The organism is Nodularia harveyana UHCC-0300 (assembly GCF_034931085.1).
GTDB lineage: Bacteria > Cyanobacteriota > Cyanobacteriia > Cyanobacteriales > Nostocaceae > Nodularia > Nodularia harveyana.
Map to the genome: position 1 here is coordinate 60,288 of NZ_JAYGHG010000017.1, position 25,027 is coordinate 85,314.

The window sequence follows — 25,027 nt, forward strand, 5'->3', positions numbered from 1 at the left end:
TGAATCTGCTGACTTCGACAATTACTGTCAAAGTTGAGGCATTTTCTTCCCAAGCATAAAATCCGGACTGTCCTGCCGTACTTTAACAAACCGGTTTTTTGCGTTTATTTAGTTACGTAGGCTGCGCGATCGCATAGTATTTCACCTCGGAAATACTTTTTACGCTGTCTACTTATCTTATATTTTGACTATATTAACACCATTCGCTTCCGCATCAATCCCTCTGCCAAAAATCCTTGAGCATCGGCAGTATCGGGAAGTGTTGAGGGCTACAATTATTATGAAAGGCCACTCACTACTTTTACAGGCTTTACGCAGAATTATGAAGAAACAAACCACTAAGGACACTAAGTTAAGAGGGTTTTAGTGGTCACTGAGCAGTTCGACAGGCTCACTGTAACACTTGTCGAAGTGAGAGTTCTTGCGTGAGTCCTATTTTAATAGATGCTGGGATACTAAAAATATTTTATTTTTTACCCCAATCCCCAATCCCTTTACACTGAGCGTAGTCGAAGTGCAATCCCCAATCTCTGTAAACATGGTTAAAATCACTGCGCGTAAATTTGTCGGTCGAGAAAATGTTTATGACATTGGAGTGAAGCGTGACCATAATTTTGCGATTAAAAATGGTTTGATAGCCTCCAATTGTTTCAATAAATCCCACTCCACGGCTTATGGATATGTCACTTATCAAACCGCATATTTAAAAGCTAATTATCCCTTGGAGTATATGGCGGCGCTGTTGACGGCTAACAGTGGTGATACGGATAAGGTGCAAAAGTATATTAATAACTGCGCCAGTATGGGTATTGTCATCGATCCACCGGATATCAATCGCTCTGGTCTAGATTTTACACCAGCAGCTAAGAAGATTTTGTTTGGATTCACGGCAGTGCGGAATGTGGGACAAAATGCGATCGCCTCTATTTTGTTAGCGAGAAATGAGGGCGGTGAATTTGAATCCCTGGCTGATTTTTGCGATCGCGTGGATTTGCGTGCTGTTAACCGTCGGACTGTAGAATCATTGATTCACTGCGGGGCTTTTGACAAAATTGAAGCCAACCGCCAACAGTTAATTTGTGATTTAGCATTGGTTTACGATTGGGCGCAATCCCGTGATAAAGATAGGGCTAGCGGTCAAGGAAATCTTTTTGATTTTGCAGGTGGCGATAATTTTGCTGATCCAAACACTCAGACAACAAATAATAATTTTGATGTGGTTCCCAAAGCTGACCCTGTAGGAGATTTCCCCCCCCAGGAAAAGTTACGCATGGAAAAAGAATTACTGGGGTTTTATGTTTCCGATCATCCTTTAAAATCTTTAACCAAAGCCGCATCAGTCCTGAGTCCCATTAACCTGTCACAACTGAATGAACAAAGGGAAGACACTAAAATTTGTGCGGTGATCATGCTGAATAATGTCAAAAAAGTCGTGACCAAAAAAGGCGCGCAAATGGCAATTTTGCAAATTGAAGATCTAACTGGACAATCGGAAGCGGTTGTTTTTCCCAAAACCTATGAACGCATCAGTGAGCAACTCCAAGTTGATGTGAGGTTAATTATTTGGGGTAAAGTAGACCGAAGAGATGACCAAACTCAACTGATTGTGGAAGATGTGGAACCAGTGGAAACGGTGAAAATGGTGATGGTGGAGTTAAATCCTCAACAAGCGCGTGACATTGAAGAATTACGCCGTTTGCAAACAATTTTACAAGAACAGTCCGGGGATAAGGAAAAGGCAAATATGCCGGTGATTGGAATTGTACAATCAGAAAATTCGCGTCAGTTGGTGCGTTTTGGTTGGCAATTTCGTGTGCAAGATTCTCGGATTACTGTTCAAGCTTTGCAAAATGCCAGATTTACGGCTCATTTAGAACCTCTGATTAATTAGTCATTGGTAAAAAACTTCCCCCCTGCCCCCTACTCCCTGCCCCCCTGCCTCTTTCCCCACACTCCCTACTCTTTAGGTGGCGTGGCGATTCCCTGTTTACGGAGATTGGCCTCAAGTTCCCTGATGAATTGCATATCTTCCTCTAGCAGAGGCTGATTTGAGGCGGGTTGTTTTTCTAGAAAGTTGAATGCTTGGCGGAATTGATGGGGAGTGGCGGAAATAGGCGAATCAAAATGACAGGGGATGATTTGCTGAAAGTCCCAAGTTGCAACTTTATCTGCCCAGATCAGGACTTCTTTTGGTCCTTGAGGGAGAATGAGAATTTGGAGGATGGGGGCGACAAATACACGTCCATGACTGCGGAGGATTTGGAATGATTTTTGCCAATCATCTCGCCACCGAAAGGGAAATAAACCAAAGTAAGCCTGTGGAGAATGTTGTGGCGCGTGGAAAGCGTCGCTGAACATTTGCCTTAATCCAGTGGTTTCCAGGGAATGGGGACGAAAATAAATGGCAAATAGGGAAATACGTTGCCATCCTTTGCGGCGATTTTCTGGATGGTCGGCGATCGCCTCGGTAGCATGATCCCTAGCATGAAACAGTAAGGGGTAGGGGTCTAATTGGGTAATAGCTGGTGGTTCCTCTGGTACAGACAGTATAGAGTCGGTTAGTAGTAAAGTGTGCGATCGCCTGTGAAAAAATGCCACTTCCACAAAGGAACCCCGTCCCAAGTTAATATTCAGTATCTGATAATCAAAATCATCCGCAAAAGGACTTTTACTACTATCTTCTGGAAGTACCTGAGTGCGTTTTGCCGGAAAACCCAGCCAACTCAACGGCAAATTTACCGGGAAACTCCATTGATGGGGAGCCACAAAAACCCGTGCTTGGGGAAAGCGTCTGGCAAAAGGACCCACAAAAACTTTGTGTTCTAAACCAGAACTAGTTGGCAGAATAATATATTTAACATCCCCATGCTGGCTAACTAACTGATTAACTAAACGGATACATTCAGCAGTCGCAGCCACTGGCGCATAAACCAAAAGACCACCGGCGGCGAGTTTAACCACAGTCATCCGAATCGGCACTACAGTGTAGAGAATGCCCTGAAGCTGATCAAATGTCCAGATGGTATCCTTGACTATTTCGGTGCAAATTGTCCGCCGCTTACCGTAAGGATAGAGTGGTACAGCCGGCCAAAAATGCCATGACCAATCTTGTTTATCAGTGCTTGTTTGCATCCATTTACTTCATATTTAATGCCCTCATACATATTATGACCCTCTACTACTACTGCTGCTGCTCATTTGCTGCCGGCGAATGACGTTTACGAAAAATACCAGTCATACTCAAACCCGTAAAGAGCATAGCTATCAGCCCTAAACCAATCAAGAAAACGTAAATAGGCTTGCCAACACTACCAAAATAACTGCCTTGATGAATGGTCATCAATAATTCAATTTGTTCTTCTGGTAATCCCAGCCACCTTTCACCCAAACTGTAACTAATCCCAGTAATGGCACTAACTAACAAAGGGAGAAAAATTATTGGGGCTATAACACTGTGAATCCTGCGGAAATTTAGTTGAGATTGTCCTCCACCAGACCGAGATTTCCTCGACTTGCGAATCATAGTTAATCCAGTTATCACCAATCCCACAAGTCCCAGCCCTACTAACAAGACATAAATTGGTACCAAGGGTTTACCCAGGTAACTACCTTGGTGAATTGCCATGAAAATATTGGCAGTTTCCTTAGACATTCCGAACCAACTTCTTCCCAGGCGATAACCAATACCACTCAGCGCACTCAGCAGTAGGGGAATGAACAATAATGGGGCAACCTGGCGATGCAGTTTCCGAAATTGACGAGGCTGATTCGTATTAACCATGATAATCATCCCTGTAATCAATACAACATTTCTGAGTTTGGATCTGGAAAAATGCTGATCTCTCCACAATCAAGAAGCTATTTAGTACCAAACTGATTTTGATGATAAAACAACAAAGGTAAAGAACTCGGAAAGATGTCTGATTACACAGAAAATTCTGATGTTATAATTAGGACTTACGCATAATCTACGTTTTCTTGGCGTTCTTGGCGGCTTGGCGGTTGGATAAATCAAGACTTTTGGCAATTGTTGCGTAAGTCCTGATAATTAAGATTATTTTTCCAAATTAATAATAAATAACCTTATACCAATTTCATATAAAGACGCACAGAAAGAACCCCTCCCTAACCCTCCCCGCAAGCGAGGAGGGAACTGGATTTTTGTAGTTTAGGGGGGTCAAAATAATATGCAGCCTCACAAATAATTGGTATTACTTAGTAGAAATTAATATTCAGGTAATAGTGCCATGAAAATTTTATTAGTTGAAGATGATGAGAGGATTGCTTCATCTCTTGCAGAAGCTTTAACTGATAATAACTATGCCATTGACCTAGCTGCTGATGGCGAAGAAGCATGGGATTTGATCACAGCATTCAATTATGATTTAATCCTGCTTGATGTGATGTTGCCCAAAATTAATGGGATAGAACTTTGCCAACAATTACGTAAACATAACTATAGTACACCAGCGCTGATGTTGACGGCAAAAGATAGCAGTACTGATAAAGTTATGGGTTTAGATGCAGGTGCTGATGACTACGTGATCAAACCTTTTGATTTAAAGGAATTATTAGCACGTATCCGGGCTTTGTTACGACGTGGCAATGCACACCTATCACCTTTGTTAGAGTGGGGTGAACTTTTGCTTGATCCCGCAAATTGTACTGTCACTTATCAAAAACAATTATTATCCCTGACACCTAAAGAATACCAATTAATAGAATTATTTCTGCGTAATAACGGACATATTCTCAATCGTTATCAAATTATTGACCATATCTGGTCATCCATTGACCCACCTAATGAAGACACCGTAAAAGTGCATATTCGGGGAATTCGTCAAAAACTCAAAGCCGCAGGAGCAAAACATGATTTTATCGAAACTGTTTACGGTCTGGGGTATCGGCTTAAGCAAAACCTCTAGGGAAAAAAGTAGGTTTGCTATGAGGAAATTGATTTTACCTGGACAGTGGGCTATTTTAGCTAATCCCCAGTTTCGCGCCACTGGTGGGCGACTACTTTTATCTTATTTAGTAGCGATGATGGTGGTGATGGGACTATCATCTGTTGTAGTCTATAATTTTTGTGCTTATAGTTTTAGTAAGCAATTAGATAGGCAGTTATTGACCTTAGCGGATGCAGCATCTCACAGTTTAACTGCTATTGAAGGGGATAAAACCGCTATATATCGGAAGATGCCGCGCGTTTTAGATGATGATGGGGATCTAGATATACCTTGGCAAGATTTACGCATCTATCACCAGAGTGTAGAGTGGTTTAACCCCCAGCAGCAATTATTAGGAAAAGCTGGAAAGCAATTTCCCCAAATACCGTTAGTTAATAATTTTCACTCATGGCAGCAAAATGGCATGAGGACATTAACTATTCCGGTATATGCGTCGGGAAAAAATCAAGAGCTTTTGGGTTATGTGCGTGTCAGTACCTCAACTGTGGAAGTTAAAGAAGAACTGGATAGACTGTTAACAGGTTTGGGTTTTGGCGGGATTTTTGGCCTGGTTTTAATTGCTGTTACTGGTTCATGGTTAACTGGTAAATCATTACAACCTATTGAGCAAAGTTTTCAGCAATTACAACAGTTTACTGCTGATGCCTCCCATGAGTTACGCAGCCCCCTAACGGCGATTAAAACAACTGTAGAAGTGCTACAAAGTCATCCAGAACGTATTCATCCCCATGATGTCAAGAAAATTGAAATTATACATTCAGCAACAGCGCAGATGACTTGTTTGGTGGAGGATTTACTCTTGTTAGCTAGAAGCGGTGGTGCATCTACAAGTCTTGAAAAAACAGCAATTCCCATACCTGTAGATGAGATTTTGTTTGATGTCGTTGAGAGTTTAAGGTCGGTAGCACAATCTCAACAAGTTACCCTGGAGGCTGATGTCATTGATGGTGTATGGATTAAGGGAGACGCACACCAGTTACAAAGATTATTTGGAAATTTACTAGAAAATGCTCTCCAATATACTCCCAATCAAGGTTTAATTAATGTGAGCATGGTGAGAAGGGATAATTTTGTCGTCATTGAGGTGGTGGATACTGGTATTGGGATTGCTCCTGAATATCTACCCTTAGTATTTAACCGCTTTTGGCGAGGAGATAAAGCTCGTTCTCGCCGTCAAGGTGGTTCGGGTTTGGGTTTAGCTATTGTCCAATCAATTACTCATGCTCATGGTGGTGAAGTTTCCGTGACGAGTAAATTGGGGCGGGGAAGTTGTTTTCTGGTAAAGTTACCAGTAATTTGAGTTACTGGTGGTCTATTTAGGCTGTGGGTTCATTGCCAAAACTTCTCGTCATCATGATTACAACCAAGGCCAGTGCCAAAATTAGTGCTACATTTCTGAGTAAAGAATTATTCCAGTGCTTGATGGCGATCGCAACTACTGCCCAAACTGTGACTCCTGAATAAGCAAAGTCTCGATTTTTTACCGCCATCACTGCGGCGATCGCAAAAGCTACCAACAACATCATAGCAGTCCATAATTCCGCCGTAATTCCCCAACCATTCCATTCTTGCAAATATAACCAAGAAGCCACATTTACAATAGTCGCCACGCTAATCCAGCCCAGATAAATACTAATAGGAAAATGAACGCACCACCTCTTGATCTGAGACACACGCTTTTTCCCAATTTCTAACCGCAAATAGACAGCAATCAAGGGTAGCAGAATTAACAGAATTGCGATTACAGAAAGCCCAAATAGTTGATACAAGAAAAGATAGACCCAGATAATTTGAAAAACAGATGCAAGTACCAACAAATATCCGGTTTTCCGTAAATCTACATCCTGTTTCTGGTTAGGAAGAAATTGGTAAATTCCTAAAGCAAACAAGCCTAAATAAATTAATCCCCAAATAGCAAAAGCATAGTTAGCGGGAATAATCAGCACATCAGCGAATAAAGTATTAGAAGTTTCTCCTATGCTAAGTCCATTGGGAGGAATAATATTTGATACCACGTTCACAGCAAAACCAGCAACAATTGCTATCAGCGTCGCCAGTTGTCGGATAAAATCCTGGTTATTTTTAGATGGGGAATTTTGCATAATATCATTAGATAACTTATATCTTTTAGGACTTACGCAGAAATTACGGAATAACTAACCACAGAGACGCAGAGGACACAGAGGAATCAGAATTTCAGAGAGTTTTTGCGTAAGTCCTGTGTTTGTCTAGTTTTATTTTACCTCTTTATAAATTAGAGCTTGATTATTCCTGATTTTTTTAATCAGATTAATAACTATGTAATCAGATTTATTCTTGATAATTTAAATTAGTTTTTAGTGTGCCAATCTTCAGCTTGTTGGCGAATAGCATCTAATTCTTCAGGAGACATTTTATCTAGGTTCTTTAATATAAAACTCATCCGTCCTTGAGACTTGAGTTGCTCACGGTGTCGGTGCAGAAAATCCCAATAAAAGAAATTGAACGGACAAGCATTTTCACCTATGCGTTGTTTATGGTTATAAACACAACTTTTGCAATAATCACTCATCTTATTGATGTAGTTAGCAGAAGCAGCATAGGGTTTAGATGCTAATATTCCTCCATCGGCAAATAAACCCATACCGATCACATTTGTCTGCATTACCCAGTCATAAGCATCAATAAATGCAGCATGAAACCAATTTTCTATTGCTTGTGGTTCAATTCCCGCAATTAATGCAAAATTACTTAACACCATTAATCGCTGGATATGATGAGCATAACCTGTACGTTGGACTTGGGTGAGAATCTGGTGTAAACAATTCATTTCAGTTTCACCAGTCCAAAAGAACTCCGGTAATGGTTGGCTGTGGTTAAACCAATTGTTTTCTGGGTAATCTGCATCTACAAAATGATAGATTCCACGCATATATTCTCGCCAACCTAATACCTGACGAATAAATCCTTCTACACTATTTAATGGAAGTTGGCGTTGTTTATAAGCTGCTTCCACTGCTTGAATCACTTCTAAAGGTTGGAGTAAACCAATATTTAAGTAAGGGGAAATTAAGCCGTGCCATAGGGTTTCTTCTCCTGTTACCATCGCATCTTGATAAGTGCCAAAATTAGATAAGCGATGTTGAATAAACCAATCTAAAACTTGTAGGGCTTCGTGGCGATTTACTCCCCAATTAAACGGCTCTAAGTTTCCATAGGTGGGAATTTTCAGAGACTTAACTTGAGCAATCACATCAAGGGTAATCTGATCAGGTTTAAACCATTTTACAGGAGGTGTATTTAACTTTCCTTTGGGAGGTTGACGATTTTCTTTATCTAAATTCCACTTTCCTCCTATTGGTTGATCTTCATCCATTAAAACTTGAAATCGCCGCCTTCCTGCTCGATAAAAATCCTCCATTAACAGGCGTTTACGACCAGATGCCCAATTATTAAATTCTGCTGTATTCCACAAAAAATGATTATTAGGAATGAGGCTAATTTCACAAGGAAGGTCTAAATTTTGAATTATCTGGCTGAATGGTCGGTCATTGGGCATCATTACCCGCAATTGGGTAATTCCATTTTCTTCGACCCATGCTTGCAGTGGGGTTGTAAAATCTTCCGCTATTTTGTAGGTAACTGAATATTTGAGTTGGCGCAACTCTTGGGCAAAATGCCGCATTGCTGACCAAATCAAAATTAGCTTTTGTTGATGATAAGGACGGGCTTGGATATATTGTAGTGATTCGATAAAAATTACAGGTACATTTTGTTGATTAGCACAACTTTGTAATGCGGCTTGTTGTTGCGAAAGCTGGTCGCCTAATATCCAAATCCCAATAGTCATTAGTTATAAATAATTAATCAAGTTAAAATTTTAGGTTTTTTGATTCTGGGATTTAAATCTACCAGCAATAAAGTCTCGCTCCTTTAGGTGTTTTGTTTTCCGACTGGTGACTCGCTTACGCCACATTTTAAAACTAGATTCTTTCATTTCTCGCCGCATGAGTTTAATTACCTCTTTTTCTGATAAACCAAATTGAATTTCAATAGCTTCAAAAGGGGTTCTATCTTCCCAAGCCATTTCTATAATGCGATCTATGGTTGCGGAATTGAGTTCGGGTAATTTCATGGGTTTTATCTATTTCGGTTTGGTTTGCGATCAAGATTTTCCAAAGCAGAGCTAGTTTCTCTCAAATTTAAAGCAAGTAGTTGTTCAAAGATTTTTAGACCAATTTCACGGTACTTGTACTGACGATGCAGCTTAATAGCAATTGTCGTGAAAATTTCGGCTGTCCTAACTAATCGTATGACAGGATGCCTGGTTTCAGTACCCACTATGCTCAGTATACTCTGACAAATTTCAGATACTATCTGAGGTTCTGTATCAACTAAATTTTTATCTTCAATTATTTCAATAATATCTGAAGCAGCTTCTAAGAGTATTGGCTTATTATTACACACTGACTTAATTAATTGGTGCATTCCAGAATCTAACTCGAAATGTTCTTGACTACGGTGAAAGACACTAGCTACAACAGCTTGAATAGTTTCAACTGAAGAGGAAGCAAGACAGTAGAGAATTTTTGCTGGAATCTTTCGACATTTATTTTTAACCCACAGATAGCTTGCTGCATGAGCTAAACCGCAGAGAATAGCTTCATTATCCTGGTTTGCAAGATGATGGTGAATTCTTGCCACTGACCATTCATCCTCATATTGGAAATAGTGAATTAGCAACAATTCTCCATAAACTTGATGACAAAAGCTTGAGTCCTCTGCTAAAAGCATTTCTAACCAACCTTGAACTATTTCTTGCGGCTCAAACCATCCAACACTGCGAGAAATAGATAAAAGCGCCCATCTGTAGTAGAGTACTTGAGGACAATTGCGGATTACAGCATCAAACAGTTCAGTTGCTTGAGTGCGATCGCCATTTAATAAAACAGGCATATTTGTTAAAATATCTACCCAAACTGCTGGATGTTGTTCTACTCTTAGCTGAGATTTAATAAATGTTGCCCAATTTTCTAAATCTGGAGGGTTTTGCTTTAAATAACCACCAGCGATCGCTCTTACAATTGCACCTCTACCATCAGGTGGAAAATGTGAGCCACCTAAACCAAAAAGAATTGGTATTTTTAGATCATGTGAACCCTTTTTTTCTTCGTCACGATACTGAGATAAATCTGGTTTTGTATGTGTTGATAACCAATTCTCTAGCAAAGACAGAATTGATTGTGGAAGTCCTTGATTACGTTCTGCGATTTTTTTTAAAGCAGATGCAACAGTTGAGCGGAATTCTTCAGAAATAAATCTACGTTGTTCAAGTCCTTCTATAAGCTGAATCAAATTATTTACTGGAAAATCAGTTTCTGCAAGTTCTTTCAACGTATAACCAGCATACATTTCATGACGCTGTGGCTGAAGTTGTGGAAGAATGCGAAGAAAACGATCTGGATCATCTTTAACTAGTTTACTAAATTCATCAGCCTGTGATGATGCATCCCAAGGACGCATCATATAATCTGTATCTGTTATGTCTGCTAGTTCATTAAATAAGTTCAGCAATTCTTCATCAGATGCACGTTTCATTTCCTCTACTGTCATTCGTGGACCTACACTGTGTGCAATTGTAGAGGAATTTTCTTGTTTTTCATTAATAATCCAAGGAAAGGCACGAATTAATTCGTCGCGCCATCGTTGTGCATCTGAACTTAGATATTGTTCAGGGATGGTGAGTAGAAGCCTAAGTTGAGCTTGACGGTTATACTGTAAAAAACGTAATCGTAAGTCAGGTGAAAGTTCACGATCTTTAAAGTAGTACCTAAAATTACGGATTGCTTGCTCTATGCGAACTATATCTTGGGGTTGGAGATAGGGACAAATTGCTTCTATGAGTAACTTTGTTTCCTTATTAGCCTTACTATAATCTCCTAAATTAAAACGTCTAACATCTCCAAGTAAGTAATCTAATACTAACTGCGATTCCTCAGATGCTATCTCTACTAATCCGCGAGCTATTAAGCGGTGAATCAGCAGTAAATCAGAGCTAATATTTTTATTGACAAAATCTATAAAAGCCTGTGTATCTTGTTTGGCTAGTTGCAAAATAGCCGATAGAACTGCTTGTATAAGTTCTCCTCTGTTAAAATCTAAACTAATTAGGTTATCTTCATTGTATCTAGTTATTTGATAATTATCTTGATCTACAATTCGATTTAATATATCAATCCACCAAGGCCAGACATATTTTAAAAAAGCTTTTGGATTTTTTATAGCAAAAGTTTCTATTTCATGAAAATCTCTTCTACTTTCAAGTAAATTAGTGAAGAAATTTTTTGTATTATGTTTACGGGCATGAACATATCTTTCTGCTTCATCTGCATCAGGTGATAATTCAGGAACTGCTTTATTACTTTCAAAGATAGCTTGTTCTAATTCATAATCCAAATGAGCGCGGATAATTCTTGATGCAAGGTCTGGTAAGTTTTCTACAACTATTTCTGCAATTGCAGAAACATCATACCAATCTATATTGGAACGCCGAATTACTTGTTCAGCGTGGCATACTCTCTTATAATTCCACTCCTGAATTTGCCGCATAATCCTGATACTCAAAAAATCGTATCTTACATCATTCAGCCAATACCTTTCTAGGATATTCCAGACATCATCTACTGCAAACTGAGTCGCTGCGAATAAGATAGAACCACAATAAGCAGCCTCATTAGGTGGCTTTTCTAACCACTGCCAAAACTCAGGACTGTGGCGGAGACGAGTGAACCAACCTGGGCTACCAATCATCGCATCTAAAACTTTGGGTGCTTCTGTATTTGAATTGAGAAGGGGGATGAGAAGTTCAGCCTCAACAGGTTCAGGTTTATTTTGTGACCCTACAAATTCAATCAGTAGTGTATAAATATGGGTTCGCACATTAATCTCGGCATTATTCAACAGTGTTCGCAATTGCTGTTGATACTGGTGGGGAGATGTCCCGCGTACATAATTGAGACTTCTTAACAGAATAGGTCTCACAAACAAACCATCTTGACGTTCCAGCACTAAATCAACCAAAGATGCCGAACCACGGGCAAAAGCACGAGCCAATGTGTAATCGTAGTAAGTTTGATGGCAAAAACCAAGAGTTAAATTATCTTGATTAACCATCAAAATATCTGCTTGCTGAAGATATCGACTGACTTCTATCGAGTCATCGGCTACCGAATTAGGTAACCACAGCACCTCATCCTCTGTCATACGTTGTGCTAATCGCTCTAAAAAGTCAATGTATTTTTCTGGTTTTGGTTGATTGCGAATTCGAGTTTCCCACAACTTATCTAGCAACTTCTGCGAGGAATCAAAAACTTCTCCAGGGTTAGCAACTTCAAGAAATAGCTTCAAATGTAGGGGATTTTGCAGTAACTCTTGTAAAGGTTTCCCCATACTATTGGGTATATGCCCCTCTGTTTCTAACAAAGGAGAAACTTGCCCCCAGGTTGGCAAACTAAGAAATAAAGATTCAAAACCTTTAATCCGAGCAAATTGGCTACCGTGACGGAATTCAAATTCACGGCAAGTTGTAACAATATGGACTCCCTTTGTTCCGGCAAGGGATTCAATCAGGTTTAGTAAAACATTTAATCTTCCCGGTCGTTTATCTAGCAATTCCGCAACTGCATCCAGTTGGTCTATCAATAGTACAATTCGTTCTCTATTGGCAACAGCTTTGATTGCATCTCGTGGATTCATGCTTAGATGAAGCTGGTCATCATTTTGCAAATCTTCAAGGTTATTAATTGTATTGCTGAGATAATCAGCTTTAATTGCCAGTAGCACGTAACCTTGATCAATTACACGATTTCCTAGTGTTGCTAGCAATGCAGATTTTCCAGAACCAGGATCACCAAGAACTATTGTTGTGGAAGAATCTTCTGATTCTATGGGATTGAGAAGTTGCTCTAACTCAGGTCGGTCAATATGTTGATTATTACCTAATGTCCTCTGCCAATTTAGCAATCCTTTAGAAGCATTAAGAAATTCTTCGCGTAAATTTGTGTGGTGGGTTTCGTCTACGGGTGGTAATGGTGATAACGGGATGATTTTACCCAGTGGGGGTTGTGGATGAAGCTTTTGATTTGTGATGTGGTAGTAGAGTTTTTGATATTCTTCGTCTGTATCTAGACAATATACGTTAAAGCCCTGAATTTCAATCGGGATATGGCCTTTATCTTCAGCAGAAAACACAATAGGAATATATTTATCATGCCTGGTAATGTCATTATAAATTTCGTTACAAATAATAGTTGCTTCCCACATCACCCCTCGACCTATCCCTGGTTCCTCTTCACCTCGAAATCGACGATGGTAGACCTGAGTACAAACAATTAGGACAAATTCAGCCCTGATGATTTGATTGCTCATCCACCGAGGCCAAACCTCTGTTGGAGGCTGATGGTGTTCGTCAATTTTACAATCAATTCCCTTAGCTCGTAGGTGATTAGCAAGCTCTAGCACACGCTTTTTGTGTTCTTCTGAATCGTGACTATAGCTAATGAAGACTTTTGGAGCAGTGGAATCAGAATTCATTATCTTCTTGGATGGGGATGGGAATAATTAGCACTTTTAACCATGATAATCGGTTGCCACTCTAGTTGATAGCTTGTACCACTTTTGGAGTGTTTCTTGATCTACCGCTCCGAAGCGTTTATGTTTGCAAGCCGCAACATTTAGGCAAAGTGGGGATTTAGTTTCACCTAACCTACTGTATTCTGGCGAGGCTGACATGATAAATTCAGCTTAGGCGTTGATATCTCCGTTAGGAATTACGGGGGTTTGAGGGATCAGGTTTCGTAAATGTTCGGCGAGTAAATCAACATGGGGTGTTTGCAGCATGGTTAAATGTGTACCTGAAATTAGATGAACATCCACTGCTGTATCTGTAAACTTATCCCAACCTAATGTTTTATCTTCTAGGCGATTCATGTATTCGGCGATCGCTTTTTCTTCGTCACTAATTTCACTCGCACGGAATAAGGTAATGGGAGTTTTGTGACTCAAGGATGGGAAGTAATTACTAAAGGCTTGGGTATGGGTTTTATAAACTTGTACAAAGCCTCGTAATTGAGTTTTATCAGTATCTACGGGGAAAATCTCGGCAATTTTGAGTTGCTCTAGTAAGTAATCTAACTGAGCTTCCGCAGTCAAGGGTTGTAAAGTTTCGTAGTCAATTTGCAGATTAGTCTGAAATAACCTTTCCATAACTTTGGCTACTTGTAACAACCACATAGCATCATCTAATTCCATGACCACGGATGTTTTTACTGGTGCGACAGTATCAAGAATCGCTAACAGCCCCACTTCCTGTCCTTGCTGTAATAATTGCTGCGCCATCTCAAAGGCGACTAAACCACCAAAGGAATGACCCCCTAAGAAATAAGGGCCTTGGGGTTGGACGGTTTGCATAGCTTGGATGTACTCAGATGCAATGTCTTCAATGCGGTGTAGTGGCTGTGATTTTCCGTCTAAACCTTGGGCTTGTAATCCATAAAATGGTTGGTCTGCGCCTAAACTACGGGCTAAATCATATAAGTAGAGGACATTTCCCCCTGCGCCAGGGATGCAGAAGAAGGGGGGATTAGTACCATTGGTTTGAATGGGAACTAGGCTTGACCACAGGGAAGCATCTGTTGACTGGGAGAGTAGATGGGCTAATTCGGCGACGGTGGGGTTTTGGAATAGGGAAGCTAGGGGTAATTGTTTGTGTAATTTTTGGTGAATTAGTGCCATTAAGCGCATGGCTAACAGGGAATGTCCACCAATTTCAAAGAAGTTATCGCGGATTCCTACCCACTCAACCCTTAAAACCTCTGACCAAATTTGTGTGAGTTGCAATTCTAAAGAGTTCCGGGGCGCAACTGCTAACTGTGATGGGTTGATTCCAGTGGGTGAAGGTAGCGATCGCCTATCAACTTTACCACTAGGAGTTAATGGTAGAGTATCCAAGACGACGAATACCGATGGAGTCATGTACTCTGGTAACTGCTGCTGTAAAAATTGCCGCAATTCTGAGGATGTAGCTTGTTGTTCTGGGGTAAAGACGACATAAGCTATCAGGCGTTTCTCGGTAGCAGTTTCCCCTTGGACAATTACAATGGCTTGTTTGACTTGGGGATGATTTTGCAACGCCGTTTCAATTTCACCTAATTCAATGCGGAAACCACGCACCTTCACTTGATTGTCAATGCGTCCCAGGTATTCAATATTGCCATCTGGTAAATATCTGGCTAAATCACCAGTTTTGTACAGACGAATTGGGGAGTCGGCTTTGGCTTCCCTGTGTGTCCAAGTGATGAATTTTTCCTCAGTCAATTCAGGACGGTTAATATATCCTCTTGCAACAGCCACACCACCGATATACAATTCACCCCTGACTCCTGCGGGTACTGGTTGCAGATATTCATCGAGGATGTATGTTTGCGTATTGGCGATCGCCTGACCAATTGGTGGTAAACTCGGCCACTGGCTGACATCATCTCCCAAGGTAAAAGCAGTGACTACATGGGTTTCCGAAGGGCCATACTGGTTATGTAGCTGACAATCTCCCAATCTGTCCATGAAATTCTGCAAAGCAGGTGTAACTTGTAACTGTTCCCCAGCCGTAATAATTTCCCGTAAAGGTGGTAAAGATTCCACATTAGCGGAGACTTCTGCTAACTGCTGCAAAGCCACAAAAGGTAAAAATAATCTGCCGATATCTTCCTGGCTAAGTAAATTTAACAACGCCATCGGATCTTGACGTGTGGTTTCAGATAATAAAACCAACGTTCCCCCAGCGCACCAAGTGGAAAATATTTCTTGACAGGAAACATCAAAACTCACCGGGGCAAATTGTAGAGTTTTCGCCCCAGCGTCCAGATTACTACTACTTATTTGCCACTGCATCAGATTGACTAAAGCACGGTGAGGCATAGCCACCCCCTTGGGTGTACCCGTAGAGCCAGAAGTATAAATTACATAGGCTAAGTTATCTGGTTTTAGTCCCGTAGCTGGGGCTGAAGATGGCAGATTATCTAAAGAAACGGCATCTAAACAAACTATCTGTGCTGTAGTTTCCGGCAGTGTTTCTACTAATTCTGTTGTTGTTAAAAGTACGGCAGATTGGGAATCTGTTAACATATACGCCAAGCGTTCCTGGGGATAAGCCGCATCGAGAGGAACATAAGCACCGCCGGCTTTGAGAATCCCTAATAAACCGACCACTAAATCTAGAGAACGTTCAATGCAGATACCCACTGAGACTTCTGGCTGCACTCCCAAACTCTGCAAGTGGTGCGCCAACTGATTTGCGCGTGCGTCTAACTCTCTGTAGGTGAGTTGGCTGGCTCCAAATACCACAGCGACCTGATCGGGAGTCTTTTCGACTTGAGTAGCAAATAATTCCGGGAGAGATTGCTGAATAGTAGCAACTTCCTGAGCATTCCCTAGTAATTTTTGTTGTTCGGCTACACTCAACAACGGTAACTGAGCAATTGGTGTGGCGGAATCAGCGACAATTCCCATTAACAGAGTTTGGAAATGTGCCATCATCTGATTAATAGTTTCTGGCTCAAACAAATCACTGTTATATTCCCACCAACCTGCAAGACCTTGTTTTGTCTCCCAAATTGACAAAGTTAAATCAAACTTAGCGGTAATATTTTCACTCCCCAAGGGGACAAAACTTAACCCTGGTAATTCCAAATTACCCATAGGTGCATTCTGTAAAATAAACATTACCTGAAACAGAGGGGCGTGGCTAAGTTTGCGTTCTGGTTGCACAGCTTCCACCACTTGCTCAAAGGGTAAATCCTGATGGGCGTAAGCATCCAGGGCTACTTGTTTTACCTGAGTTAATAATTCTGAGAATTTGGGATTACCGGAGATGGTATTTCTCAGGACTAAGGTATTAACAAAAAAGCCAATTAGTGATTCTAATTCTTTGCGGTTGCGGTTGGCGATGGGTGTCCCAATGAGAATATCATCTTGACCTGTGTAACGATGCAACAAGACGACAAAGGCCGCTTGTAAGGTCATAAATAGGGTAGCACCTGCCTGTTGGCTGAGGAGGTTTAGCTGTTCGCTGAGGTCTTTGCGGAGATGGAAGGATAGGCGATCGCCCCGAAAAGTCTGCACAGGGGGACGGGGTTTGTCTGTGGGTAATTCTAATACAGGCGGTGCGCCCGCTAGTTGTTGCTGCCAATAATTCAGCTTATTTTCTAACACTTCCCCAGTTAACCATTGTCTTTGCCACACAGCAAAGTCTGCATACTGAATGGTCAAATCTGCTAAGGGGGAAGATTCACCCACAGCTAAGGCTGCATATATGGCAGACAATTCTGCAATGATTACCCCCATTGACCAACCATCAGCCACAATATGATGCATAGTAAACAGCAACACATGGGAATGTGTATTTAGTTGTAATAGTTTCGCCCTGACTAAAGGCGCTTGGTTGAGATCAAAGGGTGTTTGGGCTTCTTCGGTGCTGAGTTTTTCTACTGCTGCTGGTTGTGCGGCGGTTGATAGTTCTCGCAGGTCGATAACTGTTAAATTGAAGTCGATATCAGGGTTAATGATTTGGACTGGGTTACCATCGACTAAATCAAAACTGGTTCGTAAAATTTCGTGACGTTGGACAATTTCCCGCAGTGTTTTTCTCAGGGCTTCAACTTGCAATTCCCCAGTAATTTGTAAAGCATTGGGCATATTGTAAGTAGAACTCGCCCCTTCTAATTGATAGAGAAACCACAATCGCTGCTGCGCCCATGACATGGGGAGGGGTTCGCCTGTTCTGGCTATGGGTGCGATCGCACTGGCGGTTAATCCGGTTCCAGTTTGGCGTAACTGACTAATCAATTGATCTAGTTCCACCACGCTAGGGGCTTCAAATAAAGACCGTAGGGGTAACTCTACTGCAAATGCTGCTTGTAGGCGAGAAATTACCTGAGTTGCTAACAGAGAATGTCCCCCCAACTCAAAGAAATTATCATAAACACCGATTTCTTCCAGTCCCAAAACCTCAGCCACAATTGCGGCGATTTCTTCCTCCTCTGGGGTGCGGGGAGTCACAAAACTCACTGTCCGACTCAGTTCTAGATTGGGTACTGGTAAAACTACTCGGTCAACTTTACCATTAGGAGTTAAGGGTAATTCACTCAATAACATGAAGGAATTAGGCATCATGTAGCCAGGGAGTTTATCTTTGAGAAAACTCCGCAGTTGTGGCACTAACTTACGTGCTAATTGTCCTTGCAGTAAGTTGTTGGCGTAATTACGTCCGGCTTTGATGGTTTGTGAATCTGCAAAAATTGGGAGAATATCTTGATGTCCTTTAATAAATACCACATCATAGTTACCTTTATTTGTGGCTGACCAATTGATGTGTACTTTTAAGGATAATTCCTCTTCCCACTGCCAAAATTCTTCAGGATCAATGCCGGCTGTTGCTGTTTTTAACGCGGCGTTAAGTTCCCCGACCGTTGACTGTTCCGGCATATCTGCCAACAGTTCTAGCAATTTCATTTCTGTAGTTAATCGCCCGTTGGGGATATTTTTAATCCCGAAAACCTCTGGTGCATCGGTGGTGAGGAATTTTTTAACTAAGGGTAATGTTAAATTATCTTGCTGCCAATCCCACCATTCGGTTACAACTACAGGGGTTACAGCGTTACCGATGTGTAAGGTGACATCATAACGAAATTGGGTAAGTTCATTATGATATTCACCGCGTTTGATTTGAGTCTGCACATGACTAATTTGGGGGAAGCGTTGTTGTAGTGCTGTGAAGAAATCGGGATCAATTACTAGTTCTGAGTCTTGATGCAAATTCCTATGGATGCGTTGCTGTAAGTCTCCTGTGGAGAGTGAGGGGGGTGATTGGGCTAATTGTACGGAAGCGTGGAAGGCTTCGAGTAGGGGTAAACTGCGGACATCGCCGATAAATATGCAGCCTTCTGTGGCGATCGCCTGAAAAGCATTTGCTAGCACCTCCATGAGATAATCAATGCTAGGGAAATACTGGATCACAGAGTTGATCACAACTGTATCAAAGCTTGCCGGTTCTACTCCTTGAAAGTTTTCGGCAGAACGCGCCGCTAATTTGACTTGTGACCAATCTCCGCCCATTAAGCTGATTTGCTGCTGTACATACCGTAAAGCCTGGGGAGAAATATCTGTCCCGTAGTAAGCGGTACACTGGGGCGCAACTTTAAATAGCAGCATCCCCGTTCCACAACCAATCTCTAACACCCGTTGCGGTTGACAATCTAGAATCCTGGCGACTGTAGATTCTAACCATTCCCACATTTCGGCTTTGGGAATCAGTAAACCGGTGCGGCTATCGTTCCAACCAATAATATTGAAGGTAGGATCTGAGTCGGTGGCGGATTCACTGTAACTATCATTAAATACCTGTTGCCATTGTGACAGTTGTGCTGATGCAAATTCCTGGGCTAAGGTGGACTCAGTGCGATCGCCATCCTGCAAGCTAGGGACAATATAAGCTACTAAACGCTTGTCTCCAGGAATATCCTCTCTGGTAATCACCACTGTTTCCCGCACCTCTGGATGTTGAGTCAGGGCGGCTTCCACCTCTCCTAATTCAATCCGAAATCCCCGTACTTTTACTTGGTTGTCTGTGCGTCCCAGGTATTCAATATTGCCATCTGGTCGATACCGTGCCAAATCCCCAGTTTTATACAGACGTGCCTCTGGTTGCTCACTAAAAGGGCTGGGAATAAATTTCTCTGCGGTCAACTCAGGACGATGCAAATATCCCCGCGCTACCCCAGCCCCACCAATGTACAGTTCACCCCTGACTCCAATGGGGACTGGTTGCAAGTATGGGTCTAAAATATATAGCTGGGTGTTAGCAATGGGGCGACCAATTAAAATAGTTTCTGTTAATGAGGTGTCATCTGTGACTTCATAAATACAGCAACCCACCACAGTTTCTGTGGGGCCGTATTCGTTGATTAATCTAGTATTTGGGGCATTTTGTCGCCAAAATTGCAGCGTTTTACCTTGGAGGGCTTCACCACCAATGACAAAGGCGTTAGTTTGTCCCGGTGCTGTTTCTGGGGAAATGATTTGGTTGAGCATTTCCAAATGAGCAGGTGTCAGCTTGACTAAGCTAAACTGACGCTGGGAACTTAAGACATCACACAAGGCTGTAATTTCTTGTTTTTCTGGTAACAGTACTACTTTTCCCCCCACGATTAACGGGGAAAACAGGCTGGTAATTGTCGCATCAAATGCAAAAGAAGACTGTACAGGTGCGCCGTATCCTGAAGCGACATCATAGGCGTTAATACACCAACTGAGATAGTTGACTACTCCTTGGTGAATAATCATTGTCCCCTTGGGTTTCCCTGTGGAACCGGAGGTATAAATTACATAAGCTAAGTTAGCTGATTCTACTGGAGAGATGGGATTGTCTTGGCTATGTTGGGCGATCGCTTGCCAATCGGTATCCAGACAAATTACCTGCTCATGGTCTGGTAAAATATCCCGTAGGTGTGACTGGGTAAGTAACAGAGATACTTGAGAATCTTGCAATAAATAATCCAGGCGATCGCGCGGATAAGCCGGATCTAGGGGTAAATATGCTCCCCCCGCCTTCAATATCCCCAACAAACCCACCACCATATCCCAGGAGCGTTCTGCACAAATCCCCACTAATACCTCAGATCCCACACCCCGGCTTTGCAAATAATGCCCCAACTGATTAGCACGAGCATTTAACTGGGCATAAGTCAAGTTTTCCCCATTCAGCATTTCCACCGCCACAGCATCCGGTGTGCGTTCCACCTGAGCCTCAAACAACTGATGCAGACATAACTCACTAGGATACTCTTCAGCCGTATCATTCCATTCCCTGAGTAACTGTTGCTGTTCTCTCTCAGTTAATATTGGTAAATAGGCAATCTGTTGATCCGGATTAGCAACTACAGCTGTCAATAAAATCTGCAAATGCTCTGCCATTCTGATGATTGTAGACTCATCAAACAAATCGCGGTTATATTCCCAAACTCCCTCTAATCCTCCTGCTGTTTCTACCCAGGTAAGAGTTAAATCACGTTTAGCTGTGGCTGAACCAATATCTAAGGATGTTAACTCCAAATCCGATAATTTTGATGAACCTGTGGGTGCATTTTGTAATACCAACATTACCTGAAACAATGGATTATGATCCATATTTCGCTCTGGCTGTATAGCTTCCACCACCTGCTCAAAGGGTACATCTTGATGTTCGTAAGCCTCCAGCGCTACTTTTTGCACCTGTTGCAGAACTTCGCTAAATTTTAGCTGACCATTCACCTTAGTTCGCAACACTAAAGTATTAACAAAAAAGCCAATTAATGGTTCTATTTCTTGACGGTTACGGTTAGCGATGGGAGTACCCACCAGAAGATCATCCTGACCAGTGTAGCGATGTAGTAATGTGACAAATACCGCCTGTAAAGTCATAAACAGAGTTACCCCTGTTTTTTGACTCAAACTCAAAATTTGCTGTGTTAGCTGACTGCTGACAGTGAATGTATAGTTACCACCCCGAAAAGACTCCACCGGTGGGCGCGGTCTATCTGTCGGGAGTTCTAATAAAGGCGGCGCACCAGCTAATTTTTGCCGCCAGTAATGAATTTTAGTCGCTAAAACTTCCCCACTCAACCATTTTCTTTGCCACACAGCGAAGTCTGCATATTGAATAGCTAACTCTGGTAAGGGCGAGGGTTGACCATTCACAAAAGCCGGATAAAGGGTAGATACTTCTTGAATAAATACCCCCATTGACCAGCCATCAACAGCAATATGATGTACAGTCAGCAACAAAACATGGGAAGTTTCACCTAAGCGCAGAATTTGACCGCGAATTAATGGCGGTTCTTGGAGATTAAAGGGTTTGTCTGCTTCTGCGTCTACTATTTCTTGAACTTTGGTAGCTTGTGCTGCATCTGATAAACTTTGCAAGTCCACCACTGGTAAAGTTACCGTGACAGTAGGATGAATCACCTGCACAGGGCTATCATTAATTTTCTCAAAACTAGTTCTTAAAACTTCGTGACGACGAACAATCTCAATTATGGTTTGCTCTAAGGCCGGAATATTTAGCTCACCAGTTATTTTTAAAGCAGTTGGGGTATTGTATGTAGCGCTAGGCCCCACTAATTGATCTAAAAACCACAATCGCTGTTGAGCAAAAGATAAAGGAATTAATTGGTCTCTAGCTACAGAAACCAGGGGGTGAGTTGGAGTTTTTTGCTGATTATTTGTCGGAGAATTTTTATTCTGCATTTGCAGTTTTTTCAGAACTAATTCACGCTGTTCGGGTGATAAATAATCTAGGCGTTTTAATAAATCGCTCATGAGTTTTGAGTGGAATTTAAAATTATTTGTATTTAGGAATTTCTTCCCAGTGGATTTGTAGATTTTGCGAATGCTGATAAAAATCTGTCTCTTGACTGATAACTGATAACTGATAACTGATAACTGAGAGAGGAATAAATCCCTCTCTACAAACGCGATTTTTTAGTTTACTAGCTTCTCACACAAACTATCTATTTCTTCGCTTCTGTCTTCAATTATTTGCTTGGCTACTTGCGCCAGTATCCGAATATTATAAGATTTGGCATTATCAATGGATTCTAGACTTTCGTCTAAATACCCCTGGAAACGATAATATTGTTGTTCTGACTTGTCCTCATGTTGGGGTAATAAGTCTTCTACTTGACTAGATATAGCTTCAGTTCCAGCATCTAGAAGAATATTAAACATTGGTCTACTCCAACCTAGCAAGCCCCAATTTTTAGCTTCATCATAGGGATATTTCTTGCTCAGTGAACCGGTTCCTAAAGACAGCACTAGAGTATTATCAAGACCCCAAGTTTCCTCACCTCTTTGTTTGGCAGCTTTAGCACGCAAAATAGATTCTACCACGGCTAAACTAGTAGGATTGTTAGCAACCATTCCCCCATCTACTAATGTGTAATAACCACTTTTGTTGTGTGCTGTGGCGATGCGATATGGAGGAAAATAGGTAGGAGTAGCGGTGGTAGCCATTGCTGCTTCTCTCATGGTGAAGCCTTCACACACTTTTCGTAATGTTCGAGAATCTATATTTTCTTCCTCGATATTGCTAGTAAAAAAAACTGGCATTCGTTTCTCAATATCATAGCTGGGGATCAGAACTTCTGTGAGAGATTCTACGATTTTGGTTTTACCAAAATATTGTTGGAAGATTTCGTCTTTACCTTGGGAAGTATATTTGGGTTTGAGAATTTCATCAAAATCTCCCAAAAGTTCTTCATAAAATGTCTCATAAAATATGACGTTGCCATACTCAGAGAAAATACTCACTAGGTCTTGAGCAGTATATGCAGGTTTTTCAATTCCTAATATACTGGCTTTACTGGTGAGGTCTGTTTTAGGTTTAGTTAAACCTAGCGCTAGGACTCCTCCGGTTGAAGTTCCGGCTATGAGGTCAAACAAATTAGCAATAGGTTGTTCGGTACGTCTTTCAATTTCTCGGAGAATAATGGCGGGAATAATTCCCCGAATCCCACCACCATCAATGGATAAAATTTTATATGGGTACTTCACATTATTATTTTTTGATTTTTGTTTAGCCTTGGTTGATTTAGGCTTTTCTTGGGTAATCTCTGATGCTTGGTCTGTCATGGGTGTTGGGTTTTGAGTAATTTTTACAGGTTGTGTTTTTGCAGAGTTTTGATCATCTGGTTGCTTTGCAGGTAGTTCTGGGCTGTTGATGGTGATTTCAGTTTCTACCCAAGCAAAGTTACCAATCATATTTCCGTGATTGGCATTATTTGTTTTATCTTCTACTATTAATTTCGATCCGTCGTTTAATGGCCAATAACCTATTAAGCCGTCTTCGTTACCAATTAGTGGATGAGCCATATCAGCTTTGATTTCTGCTGCGGAACGAGTTTTGTTCCAAATGCGAACTTCGGCAATTTGACCTTGAAAGGGATAGGCTTCATTATCATCTTTATATATCCCAATTACTGCGTCGTTTTCGGGAGTATAATCAATGCGCTTATCTATCAAAACTTTGGTTGCTGCTTCTACGCCATCAACGTATACTCTCATGCGTTTGCCGTCATAAGTGCCGGCGATGTGATGCCAATGATTTAGTTTGATAGAATCTATTTTAGAACTGAGATATTGCATCCTTTTGGCTTGAGTTTTTAAGCCAAAGAAAATTCCGCTTTTACCATCTAGGAGTAAGCCATATCCACTGGCAATTGTGTTAGTATGAAAGATGTTGGTGATAATTCCGGTGCGCCTTCTTTGGGCTTGGCAATTAATCCACGCTTCTACAGTAATTCGCTGGCTAATTTTAAATTCGGGTTTTCGACCCAGGTCTATATAAAAGTCTTCGCCATTAAATACTAATCTGGGCTGGATTAGTGGGTTTTCTGGTGCTGCGACTGGGCTGGTTTCCGTGGGGTTAAATACTAATTCTGATTGGATAGGTTCGTTTTCTTCTTCTGTGGTTTCTTGTGTTTCGCTATCTGGAATGATAATTACAGAAGCTAAATTTTGAGTATTTGTTAACTTCCCTAAACGATAGTAAAGGCGATCGCTACCGACATGAGTTTCTAAACAGTTACCTTGGTGATCGAGGCTAATACTCGTTAAAGCGCCTGTATCATATTCTTGACTTGCGCTCCATGTTACTGTCTGATTCTCAACATCGAGTTTCCCTAAACGATAATATAGGCGATCGCTACCGACATGAGTTTCTAAACAGTTACCTTGGTGATCGAGGCTAATACTGGTTAAAGCGCCTGTATCATATTCTTGACTTGCGCTCCATGTTACTGTCTGATTTTCAACATCGAGTTTCCCGACGCGATAATATAGGCGATCGCTACCGACATGAGTTTCCAAACAGTTACCTTGGTGATCGAGGCTAATACTCGTTAAGGAACCTGTATCATATTCTTGACTTGCGCTCCATGTTACTGTCTGATTTTCAACATCGAGTTTCCCGACGCGATAATATAGGCGATCGC

Annotated in this window: 11 protein-coding genes; 3 read left to right on the plus strand and 8 right to left on the minus strand. The window is 41.4% G+C overall.

The genetic code is table 11. The annotated features are described in order from the left end of the window. The first annotated feature begins 538 nt into the window (after positions 1-538). A complete protein-coding gene (locus VB620_RS11840; protein ID WP_323196354.1) occupies positions 539-1,891 on the plus strand; it encodes a helix-hairpin-helix domain-containing protein in 1,353 nt (450 codons plus the stop codon). A gap of 65 nt (positions 1,892-1,956) precedes the next feature. On the opposite strand, the gene VB620_RS11845 is transcribed toward VB620_RS11840, so the two are convergent. Beyond that, positions 1,957-3,132, minus strand: coding sequence for a DUF4336 domain-containing protein (locus VB620_RS11845; protein WP_323196355.1), 1,176 nt, complete (start codon positions 3,130-3,132; stop codon positions 1,957-1,959). A 49-nt stretch (positions 3,133-3,181) separates the two neighbouring features. Further along, positions 3,182-3,781, minus strand: a complete 600-nt coding sequence (locus VB620_RS11850) for a PepSY-associated TM helix domain-containing protein (RefSeq protein ID WP_323196356.1) — start codon at positions 3,779-3,781, stop codon at positions 3,182-3,184. Positions 3,782-4,247: 466 nt separating this feature from the next. Between VB620_RS11850 and VB620_RS11855 the strand changes: the two genes are divergently transcribed. Further along, entirely contained in the window at positions 4,248-4,925 is a 678-nt protein-coding gene (locus VB620_RS11855) for a response regulator transcription factor (protein WP_323196357.1), read from the plus strand. Positions 4,926-4,944: 19 nt separating this feature from the next. Beyond that, on the plus strand, positions 4,945-6,267 hold the full coding sequence (locus tag VB620_RS11860; RefSeq protein ID WP_323196358.1) for a sensor histidine kinase: 1,323 nt from the start codon (positions 4,945-4,947) through the stop codon (positions 6,265-6,267). Between the two features lie 16 nt (positions 6,268-6,283). On the opposite strand, the gene VB620_RS11865 is transcribed toward VB620_RS11860, so the two are convergent. The 6 genes from VB620_RS11865 to VB620_RS11890 form a co-directional block, all read right to left on the minus strand. Next, positions 6,284-7,069, minus strand: coding sequence for a tryptophan-rich sensory protein (locus VB620_RS11865; RefSeq protein ID WP_323196359.1), 786 nt, complete (start codon positions 7,067-7,069; stop codon positions 6,284-6,286). Between the two features lie 227 nt (positions 7,070-7,296). Next, positions 7,297-8,796 (minus strand): cryptochrome/photolyase family protein, encoded by a 1,500-nt coding sequence (locus VB620_RS11870; protein ID WP_323196360.1) that lies wholly within the window; start codon positions 8,794-8,796, stop codon positions 7,297-7,299. A 30-nt stretch (positions 8,797-8,826) separates the two neighbouring features. After that, positions 8,827-9,081, minus strand: coding sequence for a TIGR03643 family protein (locus VB620_RS11875; protein ID WP_323196361.1), 255 nt, complete (start codon positions 9,079-9,081; stop codon positions 8,827-8,829). Positions 9,082-9,086: 5 nt separating this feature from the next. Beyond that, positions 9,087-13,538, minus strand: coding sequence for a TIR domain-containing protein (locus VB620_RS11880; RefSeq protein WP_323196362.1), 4,452 nt, complete (start codon positions 13,536-13,538; stop codon positions 9,087-9,089). Positions 13,539-13,748: 210 nt separating this feature from the next. After that, positions 13,749-22,355: an amino acid adenylation domain-containing protein gene (locus tag VB620_RS11885; RefSeq protein ID WP_323196363.1), complete on the minus strand. Its 8,607-nt coding sequence runs from the start codon at positions 22,353-22,355 to the stop codon at positions 13,749-13,751. 162 nt (positions 22,356-22,517) lie between these two features. Next, positions 22,518-25,027: LamG-like jellyroll fold domain-containing protein (locus VB620_RS11890; protein ID WP_323196364.1), on the minus strand; the 2,510-nt coding region annotated here is incomplete at its 5' end.

Bases quoted from the DNA above. Each gene is read 5' to 3' on its own strand.
- VB620_RS11840 (WP_323196354.1), top strand. From the start codon at position 539: ATGGTTAAAATCACTGCGCGTAAATTTGTCGGTCGAGAAAATGTTTAT.
- VB620_RS11845 (WP_323196355.1), bottom strand. From the start codon at position 3,132: ATGCAAACAAGCACTGATAAACAAGATTGGTCATGGCATTTTTGGCCG.
- VB620_RS11850 (WP_323196356.1), bottom strand. From the start codon at position 3,781: ATGGTTAATACGAATCAGCCTCGTCAATTTCGGAAACTGCATCGCCAG.
- VB620_RS11855 (WP_323196357.1), top strand. From the start codon at position 4,248: ATGAAAATTTTATTAGTTGAAGATGATGAGAGGATTGCTTCATCTCTT.
- VB620_RS11860 (WP_323196358.1), top strand. From the start codon at position 4,945: ATGAGGAAATTGATTTTACCTGGACAGTGGGCTATTTTAGCTAATCCC.
- VB620_RS11865 (WP_323196359.1), bottom strand. From the start codon at position 7,069: ATGCAAAATTCCCCATCTAAAAATAACCAGGATTTTATCCGACAACTG.
- VB620_RS11870 (WP_323196360.1), bottom strand. From the start codon at position 8,796: ATGACTATTGGGATTTGGATATTAGGCGACCAGCTTTCGCAACAACAA.
- VB620_RS11875 (WP_323196361.1), bottom strand. From the start codon at position 9,081: ATGAAATTACCCGAACTCAATTCCGCAACCATAGATCGCATTATAGAA.
- VB620_RS11880 (WP_323196362.1), bottom strand. From the start codon at position 13,538: ATGAATTCTGATTCCACTGCTCCAAAAGTCTTCATTAGCTATAGTCAC.
- VB620_RS11885 (WP_323196363.1), bottom strand. From the start codon at position 22,355: ATGAGCGATTTATTAAAACGCCTAGATTATTTATCACCCGAACAGCGT.